The sequence below is a fragment of the Microcystis sp. M179S2 genome (genome assembly GCF_020245805.1).
GTDB lineage: Bacteria > Cyanobacteriota > Cyanobacteriia > Cyanobacteriales > Microcystaceae > Microcystis > Microcystis aeruginosa.
The window spans coordinates 1-3241 of record NZ_JADBUE010000355.1; the positions used below are offsets into that span (position 1 = coordinate 1).

3 protein-coding genes, 1 pseudogene and 1 CRISPR repeat array are annotated in these 3241 nt (G+C 50.7%); of the genes and pseudogenes, 3 read left to right on the forward strand and 1 reads right to left on the reverse strand.

What is annotated here, in order from left to right; all coding sequences use genetic code 11:
- The first annotated feature begins 74 nt into the window (after window positions 1–74).
- A CRISPR array of direct repeats spans window positions 75–1283; the repeat unit is 36 nt; unit sequence TCCCCTACTCGCTAGGGGACGCGATCGATTGGAAAC.
- A 143-nt stretch (window positions 1284–1426) separates the two neighbouring features.
- The 3 genes from IM500_RS22240 to IM500_RS22250 all read left to right on the forward strand — a co-directional run bounded on the left by IM500_RS22240 (window position 1427) and on the right by IM500_RS22250 (window position 2830).
- Window positions 1427–2170 carry a hypothetical protein gene (locus tag IM500_RS22240; RefSeq protein ID WP_287739546.1) on the forward strand — a complete coding sequence of 248 codons (744 nt, stop codon included), beginning with the start codon at window positions 1427–1429 and terminating at the stop codon, window positions 2168–2170.
- Between the two features lie 3 nt (window positions 2171–2173).
- Complete coding sequence (locus IM500_RS22245) at window positions 2174–2407, forward strand: hypothetical protein (RefSeq protein WP_286392367.1); 234 nt, start codon at window positions 2174–2176, stop codon at window positions 2405–2407.
- Window positions 2408–2500: 93 nt separating this feature from the next.
- Entirely contained in the window at window positions 2501–2830 is a 330-nt protein-coding gene (locus IM500_RS22250) for a hypothetical protein (RefSeq protein WP_287739547.1), read from the forward strand.
- Here the strand turns inward: IM500_RS22250 and IM500_RS22255 are convergent.
- Window positions 2812–3241, reverse strand: a pseudogene (locus IM500_RS22255) (ISKra4 family transposase); the annotation flags it as partial. The gene IM500_RS22250 and the pseudogene IM500_RS22255 sit on opposite strands and share 19 nt — an antisense overlap.

Below are 3241 nucleotides of genomic sequence, written 5' to 3' on the forward strand. Positions count from 1 at the left end.
CCCCTACTTGCGAGGGGACGCGATCGATTGGAAACTTAGGTAGTGCGCCTCGTAGTACCAGATCAGGGCTGCTCTCCCCTACTCGCTAGGGGACGCGATCGATTGGAAACCAGAAGGAAACGTTATCTATGTTGGCAAATCGAAAGTCCCCTACTCGCTAGGGGACGCGATCGATTGGAAACTAGATCTAGGTTCACCTGTCTGACGATCTTCCCATGTCTCTCCCCTACTCGCTAGGGGACGCGATCGATTGGAAACTTACCTAGATCGATAACCATGTTTTTTGTAGCGATCGCATCCCCTACTCGCTAGGGGACGCGATCGATTGGAAACTTAAGGCAATCCCTTCAGCTTCGCTAATTTGTCCTGTCTCCCCTACTCGCTAGGGGACGCGATCGATTGGAAACCTGTATTCATCTGCGGACTTAAATAGGACATCTCTCGTCCCCTACTCGCTAGGGGACGCGATCGATTGGAAACATTTTCTGCTCCCTCCAAAGTATCATTTAATCTCTCAAATCCCCTACTCGCTAGGGGACGCGATCGATTGGAAACTCGCTTAGACAATTAAATTTCTTCAAGCGTAGCAACCTCCCCTACTCGCTAGGGGACGCGATCGATTGGAAACCCTTTCGGATCAGTCGGTCTGGCGTGTGGCCATTGTCCCCTACTCGCTAGGGGACGCGATCGATTGGAAACCTAAGGAGATTGCGGGTAAGCCAATTGTTAGTAATGTCCCCTACTCGCTAGGGGACGCGATCGATTGGAAACGGTAAGGTTTAACAATAGACTGCTTAGCATCGCATTTCCCCTACTCGCTAGGGGACGCGATCGATTGGAAACTGGGTTTAGGCGCGAGAGAGCAAACCTTTTTAAACCTCCCCTACTCGCTAGGGGACGCGATCGATTGGAAACATTACATTGATTGTCATTGTTTTACCTTGTCGTCTTTCCCCTACTCGCTAGGGGACGCGATCGATTGGAAACAAAGTTGCCAGTCTGGGATATTCCTTGGATTCGTTTTATACTTCCCCTACTCGCTAGGGGACGCGATCGATTGGAAACCCATCATACTCTATATTTCTGCCTCCTCGGAGACGTATCCCCTACTCGCTAGGGGACGCGATCGATTGGAAACTCGCATTGTGACGGCTTTCCTCGATCAATGTAAAGGTTCTCCTACTCGCTAGGGGACGCGATCGATTGGAAACATTTTCTACAGGAACTAATGCCTCTAACACTCCACATCTCCTACTCGCTAGGGGACGCGATCGATTGGAAACCGAGCAAGGTAAGGTGCGCCTGCGGAAGCGGTTGCCAATATCGAATACGACGAAGAAGGCTATGAGTTTGGCATCACAGGCACGTCATTTCGCTATGAGTTCAACACCGATTGCACCCCAAAAACCTAGGGAGAGGGATACCTATGCCCCACGATGACGATGCGGGTTACGCAGATGAGAAACCCAAAGGAATGCCCACCTCACCGACCAGTGGGCTGGGATGTTTATATACCTTGGTCGGTGCGTTGATTATTGGCGTACCTCTGTTGATATTCATCACTCTGCCCCTGTTCAAGAGTGGCTTTGGTAAGGCGAACACACGTGTCGTGAATAACCCACGCAACTATGACCCCATTGTGGAATATGTCAACGTGTTGGCATTTGCCAGCGAAAATGGGGAAGCACTCTTGATTGGCTTTAATGCCCAACAGGTGCGCTCAGATGGCAAGCTCGACTTGCAACCCGCCTATGACCACCCCAAGCCACGGGTGGATTTTGAGTTCGTGCGCCCTGTGCCACGCCCCGACAATGCACCACCCATCGGCGCAGGTGGCGCAAACGAGAGCTTTCACGAACCGATTGACATTGCCGTGTATGAACCTGGTCAATGGCGACGTAGTTCAAGCAGTAGCGGGGGCATTCGCACCACCTACACCTATGTGAATCAGGGCATGGACAAGGACGTGGATGACATTGCCAGTGGCGATTATACCGCCCTCCCTGCGCCCACTTGTCATTTTGCAACATTGTGGGCATACGCCATCGAGCAGGGTGCGCCTGCGGAAGCGGTTGCCAATATTGGCTATGATAAATATGGCTATAATTTTCGTATTCAAGGCACGTCATTTCGCTATAAATTTGACATAAAGTGCCAGCCCAGAGGCTAAAAGGTGACTGAAAAAGCGAAAAATTCGTATTTAACTCCTAGTAGTAAGATGCCGTTGGTGGTGCTTTGGCTAGGGTTTATGGTGTTGGTCGGCATGGTGATTGTCTTTGGGGTTCAGCCCACCCTGCCGATTGGCGCATATGTACCCGAAACGCGCCCCGTGCGTGACCCGCGCAATTTTGACCCAATTGCCGATGCGCCCGCTGTGCTGGATTTCGCGGGCGCATGCGTGGAGTAGGTCAGTTTTTTTTTGGCGTTGCAGGTGCGTGCCGATGGCACGTTGGACTTACAACCCAGCTATACGCCCAAACCACAGGTGGATTATCAGTTTGTGCGGACGATACCGCGCCCTGATGATGCCCCGCCTGTGGGTGCTGGTGGGGGTAATCAGGCGTTTTATGAGTCCATTACGATTGCCTTGTATGAACCCAATACCACTCGTTCCGTCATGCGTGAAGGGGCATTGGGCATCCTACGCCGTTATAACTACACCAATCAGGGCATGGTGCGCGATATGGAAGTGGTCACCGATAACACCTTCCTAACCCCAGCACCTGCACCAACCTGCACATTGGCGCGCCTGTGGGCAATCGCCATTGACCAAGGTGCTCCCCTACTCGCTAGGGGACGAGAGGGAGCATCTCAGTTAGGCGCTGAGTAGAAATACTTAGGAGAATAGAAATAGCCATTGAGATAAGCACAACGATGTTTCAAAACTTGAGCAACATTGTTTCTATGCCACTGAGCGCCAGAAATCTTGACCCGACGACCAATCTGCTTAATAGTTGATTCCACAGAGCCAGAGCCAATGGTAAGTCCCTGTTTCTGTAAATAACCATACTCAGGAATAGGATGACGATGATTGCGTAAATAAGCCAGAAATTTGATAAATCGTTTGGATGTACACCCTGCAAATAGGTTAATAGCCTGCTCAACATCACCTTGCCATAGCAAATCTTTAGCCTTGTCTAGACGACGCAAAGAACCGCCAACAGCGTAAAGATGTTCCTTCAAATGATACCAGTCCAATATTTCAAACCTTTGCTCTGATGTTGCTATGGCCGCAAATAAG